The sequence below is a fragment of the Haliscomenobacter sp. genome (genome assembly GCF_041740695.1).
Taxonomy (GTDB): Bacteria; Bacteroidota; Bacteroidia; order Chitinophagales; family Saprospiraceae; genus Haliscomenobacter.
This window is the reverse complement of sequence record NZ_JBGSLK010000059.1, coordinates 1-15,981: the sequence shown is the minus strand read 5'-3', so window position 1 is coordinate 15,981 and position 15,981 is coordinate 1. Positions and strand designations below refer to the sequence as shown.

The 15,981-nt window shown below is 46.6% G+C and carries 13 protein-coding genes; 8 read left to right on the top strand and 5 right to left on the bottom strand.

The genetic code is table 11. The features are described from left to right. Positions 1-50: 50 nt before the first annotated feature. The 3 genes from ACEW9O_RS13040 to ACEW9O_RS13030 are packed head-to-tail and all read right to left on the bottom strand — an operon-like array spanning position 51 to position 2,955. Positions 51-1,229 (bottom strand): GNAT family N-acetyltransferase, encoded by a 1,179-nt coding sequence (locus ACEW9O_RS13040; protein WP_373550608.1) that lies wholly within the window; start codon positions 1,227-1,229, stop codon positions 51-53. Further along, positions 1,216-1,929 (bottom strand): TIGR00730 family Rossman fold protein, encoded by a 714-nt coding sequence (locus ACEW9O_RS13035; protein WP_373550607.1) that lies wholly within the window; start codon positions 1,927-1,929, stop codon positions 1,216-1,218. Before ACEW9O_RS13035 ends, ACEW9O_RS13040 begins: the two co-directional genes overlap by 14 nt. A gap of 54 nt (positions 1,930-1,983) precedes the next feature. Beyond that, positions 1,984-2,955, bottom strand: coding sequence for a polyprenyl synthetase family protein (locus ACEW9O_RS13030; RefSeq protein WP_373550606.1), 972 nt, complete (start codon positions 2,953-2,955; stop codon positions 1,984-1,986). A gap of 76 nt (positions 2,956-3,031) precedes the next feature. Between ACEW9O_RS13030 and ACEW9O_RS13025 the strand changes: the two genes are divergently transcribed. The 6 genes from ACEW9O_RS13025 (at position 3,032) to ACEW9O_RS13000 (ending at position 10,468) form a co-directional block, all read left to right on the top strand. After that, a complete protein-coding gene (locus tag ACEW9O_RS13025) occupies positions 3,032-4,012 on the top strand; it encodes a YpdA family putative bacillithiol disulfide reductase (protein ID WP_373550605.1) in 981 nt (326 codons plus the stop codon). Positions 4,013-4,268: 256 nt separating this feature from the next. Continuing rightward, the gene (locus ACEW9O_RS13020; RefSeq protein WP_373550604.1) at positions 4,269-7,409 is read left to right on the top strand and encodes a histidine kinase; all 3,141 of its coding nucleotides are present in this window, start codon (positions 4,269-4,271) and stop codon (positions 7,407-7,409) included. A 34-nt stretch (positions 7,410-7,443) separates the two neighbouring features. Next, entirely contained in the window at positions 7,444-8,187 is a 744-nt protein-coding gene (locus ACEW9O_RS13015) for a LytR/AlgR family response regulator transcription factor (protein WP_373550603.1), read from the top strand. A 274-nt stretch (positions 8,188-8,461) separates the two neighbouring features. Further along, a complete protein-coding gene (locus tag ACEW9O_RS13010) occupies positions 8,462-9,073 on the top strand; it encodes an RNA polymerase sigma factor (RefSeq protein WP_373550602.1) in 612 nt (203 codons plus the stop codon). Positions 9,074-9,267: 194 nt separating this feature from the next. Next, a complete protein-coding gene (locus tag ACEW9O_RS13005) occupies positions 9,268-9,954 on the top strand; it encodes a helix-turn-helix transcriptional regulator (RefSeq protein ID WP_373550601.1) in 687 nt (228 codons plus the stop codon). Positions 9,955-10,030: 76 nt separating this feature from the next. Further along, entirely contained in the window at positions 10,031-10,468 is a 438-nt protein-coding gene (locus ACEW9O_RS13000; protein ID WP_373550600.1) for an SRPBCC domain-containing protein, read from the top strand. Between the two features lie 126 nt (positions 10,469-10,594). Here ACEW9O_RS13000 and ACEW9O_RS12995 read toward each other — a convergent pair whose 3' ends face one another. Then, positions 10,595-11,257 (bottom strand): MarR family winged helix-turn-helix transcriptional regulator, encoded by a 663-nt coding sequence (locus tag ACEW9O_RS12995; protein ID WP_373550599.1) that lies wholly within the window; start codon positions 11,255-11,257, stop codon positions 10,595-10,597. Between the two features lie 103 nt (positions 11,258-11,360). Between ACEW9O_RS12995 and ACEW9O_RS12990 the strand changes: the two genes are divergently transcribed. Both ACEW9O_RS12990 and ACEW9O_RS12985 read left to right on the top strand, forming a co-directional pair. Next, positions 11,361-11,642, top strand: coding sequence for a hypothetical protein (locus ACEW9O_RS12990; protein WP_373550598.1), 282 nt, complete (start codon positions 11,361-11,363; stop codon positions 11,640-11,642). Positions 11,643-11,664: 22 nt separating this feature from the next. Next, positions 11,665-12,891: an MFS transporter gene (locus ACEW9O_RS12985; protein WP_373550597.1), complete on the top strand. Its 1,227-nt coding sequence runs from the start codon at positions 11,665-11,667 to the stop codon at positions 12,889-12,891. 83 nt (positions 12,892-12,974) lie between these two features. On the opposite strand, the gene ACEW9O_RS12980 is transcribed toward ACEW9O_RS12985, so the two are convergent. Then, positions 12,975-15,981: T9SS type A sorting domain-containing protein (locus tag ACEW9O_RS12980; RefSeq protein ID WP_373550596.1), on the bottom strand; the 3,007-nt coding region annotated here is incomplete at its 5' end.

The following is a 15,981-nucleotide window of genomic DNA, read 5'->3' as shown; positions in this document are numbered from 1 at the left end:
CTTTTGTTTTTTGTACTTGACAAATTGAATTTTGTTCGGTAGTATGCGCTTCAAAGTCCATACCGCCGCACCAACCAAATCGTCGGCACTGATATAATCCGCGTCAAAGTCCAGGGCAAGCGCCGCCACCAGGGGAGATGACGATCGTACACCAGGTTGAATTCCAGTTGGGCTTCAGCTCCACGCAAACGTTTAAAATGGGCTGCGCCCGAACTCATGTTGAGCAACATGCCCCGCTTTTCGGCTTCCAACATGGTTTCCATGGTCAGCAAGCGGTACAATCCCTCTTTTTGCGGATAACTGCGATCATAACCGATTAAAGGGTTGATCATTACTCCATCCAATATAAAATAGCCGGTAAAGGCAACGATATTGGATTCGTGCCACAGGGCTTTGAGCTGAATGACTCCACCTTCGATCAGGTTTTTTAAATATTCCAGCGTGTATTGGGGATTCAAGCGGGCGTATTTTTCCAAATAGAGTTGATTGTACAAGTCTAAAACCCGGGTGAGTTGCTGATCATCAGGATTTTCAAGAAAAGCCCAGCGCAGGTGTTTTTGTTTGGCCGCCAAGCGAGAATCAATATCCAAAGCGCGTTTGCGACGGTGTGCTCCCCCAGGCGCATCCAGCAAGTACACCTGGCGGCTAAATACCACTTTGAAGCCATTGCTTTTCAATTGGGCGAGCCACTCAGGATACACTTGTGGGCAAATGGAGCGGTATACGATGGCCCGGTCGGGAAAGTGTTTTTGTAAAAATTGGCGTAGTGCCAAGAGATTATAGTCCGGCTTTTTCGGATACAGGTTGGTGGAGAACAGCAGGTTGTCGACCAAAACCACTTGATCAAATTTGGCCCAATGGCAAATTTTTCCCAACACATCAAATACCCGATTGGCCAGCACATTGAGCCAGCGGAGTTTACCCAATTCCAGTGCCGTTTCATAGCGGCCATAATCTACGTATTGTCCGTAGGGAGAGGCGACGTAGGATTCTTCTGGATGGGCAGTATGGGTTTGAGGAAGTACCAGGCCCAGGATTCGCGCTGGTATTTTTAACAGTTCAACGTCAATGTGAACATTGTTGATCAGCTGCTCCGAGGATTTTTCCATCAAAGGCAAGTACAAGGCATTGATCAGCGCTTGGTTTTCGATCGGGCATAGTGCCAGTAACTCGGAAAGTTTCGCAGTTTTGATCAATTCAAACACTCCCCCCGACTCAAGCCCGCTCACCCAACCATTTTTTAGCTTTTCGCTCTGGTTTTAAATTGAAGGGAGTAATGGTCTTGTCCCGAATGTAAGCCACCGCTTCAGCAATATCATCCGTAGCCAAAAACAAATTGAGGTCTTCAGGACTAATCGCCCCATAATCCTTCATGATTTGGATGTGCTCCAGTATAGCTTTATGGTAGGTTTTATCAAAAATGACAATCGGAAAATCAAAAATTTTATGGGTCTGGATCAAAGTAATGGTTTCAAAAAATTCATCCAGGGTCCCAAATCCACCTGGCATGATCACGAAGGCATAAGAATATTTGATGAGCAGGGTTTTGCGGACGAAAAAGTAGCGAATGGTCACCCAATGATCCAGGTAGGGATTGTGGCCTTGCTCCATCGGCAAACGGATGTTGCAACCTACACTGCGGCCACCCACATCCTTAGCACCCCGATTGGCTGCTTCCATAATTCCAGGGCCACCGCCAGTCATGATGGTGAAACCCAGTTTGGCCAATTCTCCCGCCAAGACTCGGGTTGCTTGGTAATCTTTAGAATCCTCCTTGAATCGTGCTGAACCAAATACCGTGATACATGGGCCTACAAAATGCAAAGCCCGAAAGCCCCGAATAAATTCCCAAAATACTTTTAGGGTAAACTTGAGTTCTTGCCAACGTGAACGCGGGCCTTCTAAAAATTGGATTTCTGTATTTGCCATAAGGACTGGTTTCCGTTATATGAATCAAAAGTAAACAAATAAGTTTCGGATTCTTTAAAATGCACGATCCAATAACCCATGTGCAAGTGCTTCCAAGGCTGCGCGGTTTTTCTCAGGTACACTCAAAGCTTGTAAGTGTGCAAAAGCCAGATCCTGGAATTCTTGCTTGTGTTGTTGGGCTAAATGCTGAATATTTAATTGCTGGAGTAGACTTTTGACCTGCACAATTTTTGCTGGGCCATCCACCGTGGGTGTATTCATCCAGGCCTCAAGTTTTTGGCGATCATCGGCAGAGCCAATTTCAAGTGCTTTGAGGATCAGGAAGGTTTTTTTGTTCTGCACAATATCGCCTCCGATCTGTTTGCCTACCGCATCCGCATCCCCGAAGGTGTCCAAAATATCATCCTGTAGTTGGAAGGCGATGCCCACATTGCGCCCAAACTCGTACAGGTGTTTGACGTCTTCTGCATTCGCACCCGCTGCCAAGCCCGCCATTTCCAAAGCACCAGCAATCAAAACCGAAGTTTTTAACTCGATCATCCTGAGGTATTCAGGGATGCTCACATCCTGACGGGTTTCAAAGTCCATGTCCATTTGTTGCCCTTCACACACTTCGCGGGCAACCCGGTTGAACACCCGCACAACCTCGGCAATGCGACTTGGAGCGTCCAGTCTCAACAGATAATCGTAGGCGTAAATGAGCATCACGTCACCGGAAAGAATGGCCGTATTCGGATTCCATTTGGTGTGCACCGTCGCTTGTCCACGCCGCAATGGTGCGGCATCCATGATGTCGTCGTGGACGAGGGAAAAGTTGTGAAAAATCTCGATGGCGTAGGCCAGGGGCAAAGCTGCTGCGTAGTTGGGGTTAAACAGTTCATAGCCCATCAAGGCCAAAATAGGCCGAAGGCGTTTACCCCCCAATTCCATGATGTAGTTGACCGGTGTGTACAAGGCTGTTGGTTCCCCATCAAAAGGATGTTGCGCGCGGTAAGCCTCAAAGGCTTTAAAATAGGACTCAATCATAACACAAATTTAAGCGGATAGCAAAACAGGAATGACCTTATCTTTGTTCTTGAATTGCAAAATGAAGTCTGCAAAGATGCAAAATACATACGATCTCATCATCATTGGAGGTGGTCCAACTGGAATAAACTGTGGTATTGCCGCTGCGGAAGCTGGGCTCAGCCATTTGATTTTGGAAAAAGGGGTGCTGGTCAACTCCTTGTACCATTTCCCAGTCAACATGACCTTTTTTTCGACCTCCAAACTCCTTGAAATTGGCAACACCCCTTTTATCTCGCACAGCGACAAACCTACCCGCCGCGAAGCCCTGGAATACTACCGCCGTCTGGTGGAAAAATACCAGCTCAACATGCGGTATTATGAGAAAGTGTTGTCCATGGAGCGCAATGAGGAACTCCTTTATCACGTCCAAACCAGCAAGGGCGATTATTATGCCAACAGTGTAGTGGTGGCTACTGGCTTTTACGATACGCCACGATTGTTGAATGTGCCGGGGGAAGATTTGCCAAAAGTCAAACACTATTTCGACGATCCACACCCCTATGTTGGCCAAAAAGTACTGGTCATTGGTGCCCGCAACTCTGCCTGCGATGTCGCCTTGGAAACCTACTACAAAGGTGCCCAGGTGACCATGGCCATCCGGGGCGAAGCGATCCACGACAAAGTGAAGTACTGGATTTTGCCGAACATCGAAAACCGCATCAAGGAAGGCTCCATTAAAGCGTATTTCAATACGGAAGTGCTCGAAATTCGACCCAACGAAGTGGTGCTAAAAGGTCCTGAGGGCGAGTTTACGATTGAAAATGATTTCGTACTCGCCATGACGGGCTACCAACCCAATTACCCTTTCCTCCAAAAATTGGGCATCGAGATTGAGCCAGAGGGGGATTGTCTGCCCGTACACAATGCGGAAACACTGGAAACCAATTTGCCGAATGTTTACCTGGCAGGAGTGGTTTGTGCCGGGGCAAGGATCAATAAGTTGTTCATTGAAAATACGCGGGATCATGCGGAGTTGATTGCGCAGCGGGTGAAGGAGAAATTGGTGGAGGTATGAGCCAATCCAGCATTTCCTCAAAAACGACTTAATTCTCTTGCAACCTCCCCCACCCTCTCCTTGTCTAACCCTCACAAATAGGGGTTTAGTAAGCATTTTGAGGGGGTGATCACCCGATGTTGAGAAGGATCATCCCCGTTTTTCTCGCCAAAGAGCCTAAACAAGCTCCAAGTATAAACCCAAACCCACCATCCATCAATTTGATTTTTACAAAAGTCTTCCGATTTTGTAGGTTTGTAAGTATGGTTCAACGCCTATGAAAGCTTTTGTAATAAACACCTGTTTGTGGTTTTTTCTATTGATGTGCTCCAGCGTGGTAGCGCAAAAGGATTTTCATTTTGAAAATTTCAACACCCGCAATGGGCTTTCGCACAATGAAGTGCGTGCCATTCTGTGCGACAAGCGTGGTTTTTTGTGGGTAGGTACCGCAAATGGCTTAAATCGTTTTGATGGCCGCGAATTCAAAGTGTATTTACCCAATGTCAAAGTTAAAAATGCGCTTCAGGGTGCCTCCATCACAGGCCTGGGCGAAGATCCTCAAGGGCGAATTTGGGTCACCAACAACAAGGGCATAGACATTTACAATCCACTCTCTGACGATTTTTCCCCCTTATCCCTCGACGATGAAACGGCCGTTGACCACAGTTTTCGGATGGGGTGCTACATTACTTTTGATCATACGGGTCGGGCGGTGATTAGTTCAGGGCATACGAAAGTTTTGATCGTAGAACCAGATGGTAAGCAACGCGTCATCACTCCTCCTGATGTGCCTGTTGAAGATCGCCCCATCATGTTTCGCGCTCAAAAAGGCAACAAAATATACATCAGCACGCCCAAATCGAAAGACGAAGTATGGCTCAGCAGCGATCATGGCTTGTTTAGTCTGCGGCTCAAAGACGGTCATTTCACCCACTATCCGCTCAAAAATTGCTCCTGGAATTTCGGGCCTGGTGCAATATTTTATGAAAAGAGCAAAGAACGGGTGTGGATGACCGCCTTTGGCAGTGGGTTCTTTTACCTCGATGTGCTTACCGGAAAATGGGGGCAACTGCCGCCCAAAGAAATTTACATCCAGGACTATATTTCCGCGGGACAAAGTATGGCGCGGTTTGGTTCCGACTACTTATTTTTGAATACACCCGGTTTGTACAACCTCAAAACGGGTTCTTTTTACGTAGCCAAACACATCCCCGACGACCCCTACTCTTTTCCTACGGGGACTGCCCTTTGCGCTTACACCGATCGGGAAGGTATTTTGTGGATGGGTACTACTGCCGGGTTGGTCAAACTCGATCCTCGTTTGCAAGGTTTTAAACATGCCTTTATAGAAGCACACCCGGTGTACGACTATGACAATTCAGTATTTGATGTGTTTTTTGAGCCAAAGGATCAGAAATATTACGTTTCCTCTTTCTATTGTGGAGGCGTTTATGCCTATGATCCAGTCAAAAAAACATCGGAAGACATAACCAGCAAATTGCCCAAACGACTGGCAGGTACTTGCAAAATTTTACGCGACAGCAAAGGTAAGACCTGGATTACCGCCAATGGCACTTTATATGAAGCCGATTTTGTGAATCACCGTTTTACCCCCGCACGAAGTGCTCCCCCACCCCAGGGTGTCTGGCTTGACCCAGTGGTACCGGACATGGAAGAAGACGCCGATGGCAACATCTGGCTGGCCAAATGGGGAGTTGGGCCCTTGTTCTACGACCGCAAGGCCAATCTCCTGAGCTATTTAGAGGGTGAAAACTTCAAGGATGACCCCAATAAAGCCTATATGCTTTGTGCCGACCGTGCTCGTCGCCACATCTGGATGTGTACCATGGGCGATGGGGTGTTTGATTACGACATCAAAACCCGCAAGGCGAAACGGATACTTGAGGTAAAAAACAAAGATGGCTCTCCTTTCAGTGTACAAGATGTGACCGGGATTGAGAGCGATTTTGAAGACAAAATTTGGGTGTCTACCCGCCAAGGCCTGGCCGCAATCAATCCCCATGGGAAACCTGTGATCCTCACTGAAGTGAATGGTCTGGCCAACTCCCAAATTGAGGGATTGGGTAAAGACCAGCAAGGGCGGCTTTGGCTGGCGACCGCCAGTGGCATTTCGATGGTAGATCCACGGACCTTGGAAGTCCGTAATTTTGATGAAAGACATGGTTTAAAATTAGACGCTACGCTGGATGCTTTTTCCTTATTGCCCAACGGGGTGGTCTGTTCGGGCACCAAACGGGGCTTTATTTATTTTCACCCCGATTCGGTGCTGCGCAAAATTACAGCTTTAAATCCCATCATCACCGATTTCAGGCTGGAAGGCAGAACCTGGAAAGAAGCAGGACAAATTGGAAATTGGCAGGAAAAAATTGTCCTTAAACCCAATCAAAACATCTTTAGCATCACCTTCGCTACACCCAGTTACACCCTTCCCGAAAACACCTACTTCAGCTATTATCTGGAAAACCTGGATAAAACCTGGTCCGAACCCTTACAAAATAAGGTAGCCACCTTTTCCAACCTGCCACCCGGCAAATACAAATTTTGTCTAAAAGCAAGGAATAGCGACGGCATCTGGAGCAAACACATTACAACTTTGGACATTGTGATCAAACCTCCGTTTTGGCGTACCCCCTGGTTCATAGCCCTGATTAACCTGGCCATTGGAGGCCTCATTTATGCTGCCTACCGCTTGCGTACCTGGCAGATCCGGAAAGAAGAACGTATGAAAGCAGAATTCAACAAAAGACTGGCCGAGGTGGAAATGGCTGCCCTGCGCTCACAGATGAATCCCCATTTTTTATTCAATTGCCTCAATTCGATCAATCGTTTCATTCAACGCAATGAACCGGATGCGGCTTCAGCTTATTTGACCAAGTTCAGCCGTTTGATTCGTTTGGTGCTCGATAATTCCCGCTCTAACCTGGTCACCCTGCGCGATGAATTGGAAGCACTACGTTTGTACATGGAACTGGAATCTATGCGTTTTGTCAATCGCTTTACCTACCATGTGAAAATCTCCCCGGCCATCGACCCCACCTGTCTGGAAATCCCGCCGATGATCATTCAACCCTATGTAGAAAATGCCATTTGGCATGGATTGATGCACAAGGAAGCCAAACCTGGCGAAGAATGCCACCTGGAGGTCAGGGTATTTCAAGAAAACAATGCGCTAGTTGTAGAAGTAGAAGACAATGGGGTTGGGCGCGAGGCAGCCCGAGCCTTCAAAAGCAAGTCGGCCACTGCGCAAAAATCGCATGGCATGGATGTGACTGCCGAGCGCATTCAAATCATCAACCAGATTTATCAAACCGAAGCTTCGATTTTGATTGAAGATTTGGTAACCCCCGAAGGTAAAGCAGCAGGCACCAAAGTCCGTTTGACTTTGCCATTGGAATAAGGCCTTTTATTTTTTCCATTAAAACAAAAATTACATGAAAGCAATCCTCATCGACGATGAACTGTACTGCACCGAAGTACTATCGTCTCTGCTGAGTAAACACTGCCCGGAAGTAGAAGTGATTGCTGAGTACAACGACTCCCGCAAGGCGTTGGAACACTTGCGCAAAGAAGCGCCCGATGTAATTTTTTTGGACATTGAAATGCCTTACCTCAATGGCATCGATTTGCTGCAACAATGCCGCCCACTCCAATTTCAGGTCATTTTTACTACGGCTTACAATCAATATGCACTACAAGCCATCAAGTTGAGCGCGCTCGACTACCTGCTTAAACCCATTGATACCGAGGAATTGGTGGCAGCCGTCCAAAAAGCCAAGGATAAAACCGCCAAACCGGATTGGCGACAATTTGAAGTCATGGAAAACCTGAACAAAGCACCGGAGCAAGCCCCCAAAACCATTGCCCTTTCTACGTCCGAAGGTTTGACCTTTGTTGAAGTTGCCGATATTGTACATTGCCAAAGTGAGGGCAGTTACACCAAAATCTTTTTCCTCCACAACGAAACCATTATGTTGTCCAAACCCCTTAAGGATGTGGGGGAAATGTTGGTGCCCTGTGGTTTCCTCCGCGTACATCACTCCTACCTGATCAACCTCAATCACATCAAAAAATACATCCGCGGAGAAGGAGGCGAGATCATCACCCGCAATGGCCATTCCGTGCCCGTTTCCAAGCAGAAAAAAGCAGAATTTTTGGAGAAGATTGCAAAAATTTAGTTAAAATCTTGCATTTAGGTGCAATTATTGCCGAATTGTGCTGTCATTTATTGCAAATGATGGCATTTTTTTTTGAAAAACCGCCAAATATAAACCCAAAACCGCCAACGGTGAAACCTGGATTTACCGTCATACTAACACCGACTAAATTTGAATTATGAAATCGCCGTACGGGCAACCCTATGTGGTTGCCCATATTGAAGAAACCCATAGAAGGGCAACCACATAGGGCTGCCCCAACAACTTTGAAGGATCTTATTTAAACACCCGACTCATGACAACCGTTTTTTCAAGTTTTACATCCAAAACCCACACTACTCTTATTACTGATGCTGCGTTGATTCAACAATCGATCCGTGGCGATCAGAAAGCTTACGCCCAATTGATTGCTAAACACCAGAAGCTGGTGAGAGCTACCATTGGCCGCTACATCCAGACGCATGATGACGCTGAAGAAGTATTTCAAGACACCTTTTTGCGGGCCTTCCAGGCTTTGCCCGAGTTCCGGGGCGATGCCAAACTCAGCTCTTGGCTCTGCAAAATTGCTGCTTCTGTTTCGCTCAACCGCTTGCGTAGCAAGCAATACCGCAAAGGACTCACCGAAAGTGGAGAAATCAACGATGGCATCCAAATTGGCGTTCGTGCCGAAGGTGCCCATCACATGGAAAAGCAAGAAACTTCCTTCTTCTTGCGCCAAGCCATCGAACAATTACCCGAAAGCGACAGTGAAGTATTGCAACTGTTTTACTTCCACGAGCGCTCCATTGAAGAAATTTGCCAGCAAACTGGCCTTTCTGAATCCAACATCAAAAGCCGTTTGGCTCGTGCTCGTCAAAAACTGAAGAGCATCATTGAATCTCGTTTTGGTAAAGAACTGCTCAATTAAGAGCTTATTTATGAATCACTTTTAATCACCCGACTGTTATCCGTTTCCCTTTATAGCATCCCGGATTTTGATGGAAGTCAAAATTCGGGATGTTTTTTTTTACCAAAATAATTTTGAGTAAATTCAATAATCTTTCAACTTTTCGTTTTTTACATTGGCATTTTCATGGTATTTTCACCGCAAATCCTATTGACATGAATCGGGTAGATCGGCTCATGGGCATTGTCACCGCCCTGCAATCCAAAAAACACCTCAGCGCCGAAGCCATCGCTCAACGCTTCGAAATCAGTGTGCGTACTGTGTATCGCGACATTCGAGCTTTGGACGAGATTGGGATTCCGGTCGGGTTTGAACCCGGCCAGGGTTATTTTGTGATGCAAGGATATTTTTTACCGCCCGTCATCTTCAGCAATGAAGAAGCCAATGCCCTGTCTTTGATGGAACCGCTGGTGATGCGTTTTGCCGATCAGGGGATCCGACGTCATTACACTTCAGCCCTTAACAAGGTCAAAGCGGTGCTCAAAAGTGCCCAAAAGGACAAAATGGAACACATGCACGAGAGTGTGCAAGCCCTGCGCCCGAGTTGCCTGGAGAATGATTACGACTATTTGGCAAAAATTCAAACAGCTATTGTTTCCAAAAATAGCCTGCGTTTGCAGTACGAAAATGCGGCGCAAGAGGCCAGTTACCGCGAGGTCGAACCCATCGGGCTCATTTTTTACTCCCTCAACTGGCACTTGATCGCTTGGTGCTGGAAGCGGGAGGAATACCGGGATTTTCGGGTGTCGCGCATTCAAAAACTGGTTTCGACTAACGAGCCTTTCCGCAAATGCGATCACATCGCCCTCAGCGAATACCAGGTTGATGTTTATAAATGGTAAGTTTTAAAAAAGGTATTGTGCGACTGCCATAGGGTTGTCAGTGGATGGGATTAACTTTGTCAGAAAAATCATCCAGATGAAATATCCATTTGTGCTTAAAACCAGTATGGAAATTGCTGCACCCATTGAAAAAGTCTTTGCGGCGCTGAGCGAACCCGAATCCGTAAAAACCCTCTTTTGGGACTCAGAGCTGATTACTACCTGGCAAGTTGGTACGCCCATCATTTATCGGGGCGAGTGGGAAGAACAGACCTTTGAAGACCACGGCACCGTTTTGGCATTCGATCCGCCGCACATGATGAAGTACAATTACTGGAGTAGTTTTGCCGCAGCAGAACTGCCCGATCTGCCCGAAAACTACCAAACCATTACCTATACCTTTGAGCCAAATGAACAGGGCACCTTGGTCACCATTGAGCAGGACAACATCCGTTCCGCCGAAGTGATGGAGCACAGCGAGCAGAACTGGCAATACTTGCTGGGTGCGATGAAAGAAATGTTGGAAGTTGAATAGTTGAAGGGTTGAAATGTTGAAAAGAAGCTACCGCAGCGACTTAGACAATGACCTTGTCAAAAACGCTGCGGTAGCTTCTTTTCAACTTTTCAACTTTTCTTAAAACTCAGTGGAACTAAAATTCACTTATTGGTGCTTACACTGATCAGGTTTGTGCCCCAGTACTTTTTCGTACATTTCTACAATCTGCAATTCACGTGTATCAATGGCCAAAGCCGAATGTTTAGCTTCTACCCCACGCAACAATTGAATCCCCAACTTGATGTCATCAACACTTAGGTCGTGAAAGATTAAATTATTCACTACCCCAGCACGACGATAACACTCGTGAAGTATTTCAATTCCTTTTTCCGTGACTTTGACCAAACGAGCTCTTTTGTCACTGGGATCGGTTCTTTCTTCGATGAGTTCGTTGGCCAACAAGCGATTGAGGGTATCAATTCCGGTGGAAATTCCCATCAATTGTTGCTGAGCTACCTCAGTTTTGCGACATTCCCCAGAGTGGTAGATGTTGTTCAGGAAAAAAAAGTCCTCAGCTTGTTTGATTTCCGGCAAATCTGACAACGCCCTGGTGATGTAAACTTCGAACAATCGAGCGATGTACCCGATGAGTTTCATAAAATAAGCAGCTGGCATAGGCGGAGTTCCCTTACCTGCAAAATTTTCACCAAGGTCCAACTTGGATCTTTGCATGGTGAGGTAGTAGCGACAAAATTCCTCTATTTCAGCGTTTGGATGAGCTGCTTCAAAGGCACCCCATTCATTTACTATTTGCACTGTTTTATTCATGTCACAAATATATCGGTTTCGTCACAATAATATCAAAACTACATCGAAATATTTGTATTCTTTACGAAACCGTCCTATATTTGTTCCAATTAATTCGGCTTCGATGTATCTGCTTGCAAAAAAACCCGTCACCTTCCCAAAGAGTTCTGCTTCCCAAACGCCAACACCACCCAAGATTGGCGTATTCAAAACGAACATCAACAAACGCCCGGAAGCAAATCGCGTTTGTAACCAACTCAAGATAGCTGGGTTGGTCACCCGTGCCACCGTGGATCTCAGTGATTGTGATCGCATCCTGCGCACGGTAAGCAACAAAACCAACTGGTCAGAAATCATACTCGCTGTTCAATCCATGGGTTTTCTCATTGAGGAACTACCCGATTAACCACCTAGGCACCCTATCTACTATGTCATCAGCATTGTTAAAATTCACACCTTATCAATGGTTTGTAATCGCCATTTTAGCATTCCTGCAATTTTCCATCATCCTTGATTTTATGGTGCTTTCCCCTTTGGGTGCACAATTGTTGGAAGAACTAAACATTACCACTACCCAGTTTGGACTGGTTGTTTCAGCCTATGCTTTTAGTGCCGGAGCTTCGGGAATATTGGCTGCTGGTTTTGCCGATCGTTTTGACCGCAAAAAATTGCTGCTGTTCTTTTATGCCGGTTTTATTGTGGGCACCTTGCTTTGTGGGATTGCCCCCACTTATTTTCTTTTGTTGATGGCCCGCATTGTTACCGGAGTTTTTGGTGGGGTGATTGGCTCCATTGTTTTTGCCATCATCACCGACTTATTTGCCATTGAAATGCGGGGCAAGGTGATGGGTTTTGTACAAATGGCTTTTGCCGTGAGTCAGATTTTGGGTTTGCCCATTAGTTTGTACCTCGCTAACCGGTTTGATTGGCACGCGCCATTTTTACTGATTGTAGGGATTTGTATTCCGATGTTCATACTGATTGTCTTGTATCTAAAACCCATCAACGCACACCTGGCCTTACAAAAAGACAATTCGGCCTTTAGTCACCTTTGGGAAACGGTTTCCAAGCCCCGTTATTTACAAGGTTTTGCGGGTACGATTTTGCTGGCAACGGGTGGCTTTATGTTGATGCCTTTTGGTAGTGCTTTTTCCATCAACAATCTGGGCGTCACCTTCGATCAGTTGCCCATTATTTATTTGGTAACGGGCATTTGTTCCATGATAGCGGGGCCATTGATTGGGATTTTAACTGATTCAGTAGGGAGTATAAAGGTATTTACGGCGGGGTCGATTCTCACCATCATCATTGTGGTCGTGTACTGCAATTTTGGGGTAACTCCTCTTTGGATCATCATTTTAATGAGTGTGATCATGTTCATCGGCATTACTTCGCGGATGATTTCGTCGACAGCCCTGGTGAGTGCGATTCCTGCACCTGCGGATCGGGGTGCTTTTATGGGCATTAACGCTTCGATTTCTCAAATTTCAGGTGGCTTTGCCTCGGGTATAGCCGGTATGATTGTGCACCAAGCTGCGGATGGTCATTTGGAAAACTACCCTATGCTGGGCTATGTAGTGGCGGTTACCATGATTGTGGCGATCGGATTGATGTACAATATTCACCGAATGGTGAAAGGCAGTGTTGCACATTGATCAAAAAACATATTCTGTCAATAACGAAGGGCGCTCTCCATACAGTGGAAAGCGCCCTTTGCTATTTGCTAACTTTGATCACTTTATTGCAAAACAATCATTTTCTTGGTCGCGGTAAAGTCGTTGGTTCTCAAAGTGTAGTACAAGACCCCACTGGCACCTAGTTGCTCCTTTTTCAAGGTCACCTGATTGTTACCCTTGGTGTAGTTGCCCTCCACTTTGTAAATCAAGGCACCTTTCACATCTCTGACCGTTAAGGTCGCTTTCGTCGCCTTCGGCAAGGTGAACCCAATCACCGTTTCATTGCTGAAGGGGTTCGGGGTGTTCTGCTTCAACTCATAGGCTTCGGCAGCACTGATCCCTTCGTAGGTCAAAGCTATCCCGAGGTGTTCGTTGTGCTGATCATAGGCCTCGGGAGATACCACTCGGTTCAAACTCAAGGTGCTGCTCAACTTCGCATCCGCTTTCGCACGGAGTATCAAAGTGAACAAAGCTCCCGGTTCATATTTATTGTTCCACGAAGTGGTGATGATGCCCTCGTTTTTGAAGATGCCGAAGTTCTCAGCCTTCGCTACGCCGTACTCGATGTCCACAAGTTCAACCTTGCTTTGATCCAGGTTCAGTGCAAACTGATAGCCCTGGATGTTTGGCAAGTCTTCAGCCTGAAAGCTAACTTTGTATTCATTGCCTACTTTCAAGTTTTGCTCCAGTGCCTTGATCTCGAAGTTGCTTCTCGTGCGGATTTCTGCACTCGCTGCACCATTAACACTTGCACTGGCGTTGACATCTCCAATTTTGATTGCTACAAAGTTTGCTGTCATATTGGTGACAATATCATTGATGCTCACTAATTCAGGGAATGCAGCAGACCATGGGTTGCTGGCATTGGGGAAGTTGTAAGTAGCATCCACAAATCTCCAGGAAGTATTGTTCGCAAAGTGGGTATCGATGTTCAAAATCAATTTGCGCAGGGCAATCAAGTCCAGAGTAGTGATTGACTTAGAGTTGTTCACGTCAGCAGCAATCATTTTGTAAGGGCTGTTCAAAGCCTGTACATTCAGGATGTGCTTTTGGATCAATACCAGGTCGAAGGTTGATACCCCGTTGAGGTGGTTTTTGTCCAACTGTGGCGTTACCGTGAAGTCACCACCCTTGCTCAGGTTGATGAAGGAATAGCCACCGTTGGCAGCAGTAGTTGCATTCTGAGAAGCAGCACCACTCAAAGTGATGTTGGCACCTTGCAGGTTAGCATTGCCTTCAGTTGCAATTACCCCAGCAATGGAAGCTGGAGAAGCGCTGCCTGCACATACACTGCGGTTGTCCTGAACTTCGATGAAGGTGACACAGAAGTCATCCTTACCCGCATTGTCCCATGCATGGATTTCGACTAAAATGACCTTGCCTTTGTCAGCACAAGTCAGGTTCAAACCAGTTTGAGTAGATACCACTGGGCTTCCTACCCGGTTAATCGAATATTTGGTCACCAGTTTTAAACCATTCAGGGTTTCTGGTCCTTGACCGTTGCAGTCGTAAATTTTCGATGCAACAAAATCAGAAGCCCAAACGGCCATCATGCCACCACCAGTGCCATCAGGCATCAGTTCAGTGCTCAATCCGTTGATACAGATTGGTGCTGGACCTTTGCAGTCTTCAACCGTGAATGGAATCCGGGTTGCCACGCTCAAGTTACCACACTCATCACGTACTACTACGATCAGGTCATGCTTGCCTTCTGGCAAGTTGGCTACGTTGATCTCGAACTGGCCGTTGCCCAAGTCTTTGGTGCTCCAGCGTGGAGTAGCGTACAGGATCATTTTGCTTGCATCCAAAGTTTGACCTGGAGCAATCATCAGGAACTGTGTTTCCAAAGTTACTTTGTCAGAACAATTGTCCTTGCCCGTGATCACCATTTTGATGTTGGCCAAACAATCGCCACCCTCGCGGATGCAGAATTTGCCTGGGTCACCAGTTACTACTGGACGAGTCTCGTCGTATACCTTGATGATCTGGGTATAGATGAAGCTGTGGTAGAATTCACCAGCTACTGAGCAGTAAGGTGGAGTGAAGCGGATGTCATCAGCGTTAGCATGGATCAAGTCCTTAGAAATGTAGAACTCTTCAACGCCATCACGAACGCCACGCTCGCGGTCACGAACCAATACATAGATTGGCGCTTTGCCATAGTTGCCAAATACATCGCGAGGAATGATCGTGATGTTGGTTTGCAACAGTGGGTCACCACAACGATCGTCGTAAGTGCACCAGTTGATCACGGAGTAAGTACGGAAGATTTTGTAGCACTCATCGTCAGATGCATCGTAACGCTTGTCGGTAACGTTTACAGACAAGATGTCACAACCCAATTCGTCAGTGATAATCGTATCAATGATTGGCGTCTTACAATCGGTAGACACATCTTTGGGGAAACAAATGTTGTATTCGTGTACTGGTAAAATATTAATCCGTTGCTTACAAGTGACACTGATTGGCCCTTTGACGGTTTGTTTGGTCAAAGTCCAAATCCGGTCGATGTAGCCATAACCACACTTCAAACTTTTCACCGTGGTGTAGGTGGTATCCAAAGCAGCACAGTCGTTGCCCGATGGGATGGTGATGTCACCAAATACAGCAGCAGAAGTCACTTTGCTATCGATCAAAGCCAAGTTTTTGTCATCGCAATAAACGGTGACATCCCATGGAGCCAAACAGGTTGGTGCCACTTTGTCTTCGATCAACAAGTCCATCCAGCAGTAGTTGCTGTTGCCGTAAACGTCTTCACCCCAGAGTTCAACTGTTACACGCTCAGCGAGGTCGCAGCAGAAGAATTCTACAAAATCAGCCAGTGGAGACATCAGTTTGCCACCCTTCAGAATGAAAGTTTCACCGAAGTCAGCCAAATCACCATCGCCGTTGCGGTCAAAGCCATCGGCTTTGGTCCAATCGCCATCAGCTGGCAGCGGATCCAATTTGCCGTTGTTGTTGGTGTCGTAGCCTTTTTGGATGAAGCTAGCAGCGCAAGCATCAGGCACGTTGCGGCGAGCCGCAATCCAGGCCAGTTTGCAGTTGTCCCAGGAACCTTCGTCGATGTCA

Excerpts from the sequence above, each read along its gene's own strand:
- ACEW9O_RS13035 (WP_373550607.1), bottom strand. The coding sequence starts at position 1,929 with ATGGCAAATACAGAAATCCAATTTTTAGAAGGCCCGCGTTCACGTTGG.
- ACEW9O_RS13030 (WP_373550606.1), bottom strand. The coding sequence starts at position 2,955 with ATGATTGAGTCCTATTTTAAAGCCTTTGAGGCTTACCGCGCGCAACAT.
- ACEW9O_RS13025 (WP_373550605.1), top strand. The coding sequence starts at position 3,032 with ATGCAAAATACATACGATCTCATCATCATTGGAGGTGGTCCAACTGGA.
- ACEW9O_RS13020 (WP_373550604.1), top strand. The coding sequence starts at position 4,269 with ATGAAAGCTTTTGTAATAAACACCTGTTTGTGGTTTTTTCTATTGATG.
- ACEW9O_RS13015 (WP_373550603.1), top strand. The coding sequence starts at position 7,444 with ATGAAAGCAATCCTCATCGACGATGAACTGTACTGCACCGAAGTACTA.
- ACEW9O_RS13010 (WP_373550602.1), top strand. The coding sequence starts at position 8,462 with ATGACAACCGTTTTTTCAAGTTTTACATCCAAAACCCACACTACTCTT.
- ACEW9O_RS13005 (WP_373550601.1), top strand. The coding sequence starts at position 9,268 with ATGAATCGGGTAGATCGGCTCATGGGCATTGTCACCGCCCTGCAATCC.
- ACEW9O_RS13000 (WP_373550600.1), top strand. The coding sequence starts at position 10,031 with ATGAAATATCCATTTGTGCTTAAAACCAGTATGGAAATTGCTGCACCC.
- ACEW9O_RS12995 (WP_373550599.1), bottom strand. The coding sequence starts at position 11,257 with ATGAATAAAACAGTGCAAATAGTAAATGAATGGGGTGCCTTTGAAGCA.
- ACEW9O_RS12990 (WP_373550598.1), top strand. The coding sequence starts at position 11,361 with ATGTATCTGCTTGCAAAAAAACCCGTCACCTTCCCAAAGAGTTCTGCT.
- ACEW9O_RS12985 (WP_373550597.1), top strand. The coding sequence starts at position 11,665 with ATGTCATCAGCATTGTTAAAATTCACACCTTATCAATGGTTTGTAATC.